Source organism: Streptomyces sp. NRRL S-118, assembly GCF_000716335.1.
Lineage (GTDB): Bacteria > Actinomycetota > Actinomycetes > Streptomycetales > Streptomycetaceae > Streptomyces.
Genome location: NZ_KL591008.1, coordinates 429,455 through 429,662, shown reverse-complemented (window position 1 = coordinate 429,662; position 208 = coordinate 429,455). Strand labels below are relative to the sequence as shown.

1 protein-coding gene is annotated in these 208 nt (G+C 73.1%); it reads right to left on the bottom strand.

Annotated features, from left to right (window positions below):
- The coding region (locus IH00_RS0117430) for a beta-ketoacyl synthase N-terminal-like domain-containing protein (protein WP_267882577.1) at nt 1-208 on the bottom strand (208 nt) is incomplete at both ends.

The following is a 208-nucleotide window of genomic DNA, read 5'->3' as shown; positions in this document are numbered from 1 at the left end:
GCCAGCATGCCCACGCCTTCCGCGGGCCCGAAGCCGTCGGCCGCGTCGGAGAACGCTTTGCACCGACCGTCCGGAGCGACGCCGCGCTGGCGCGAGAACTGCACGAACACCGTGGGCGTCGCCATCACGGTGACGCCACCGGCGAGGGCCAGGTCGCATTCGCCCCGGCGCAGCGCCTGCACCGCCAGATGCAACGCCACCAACGACG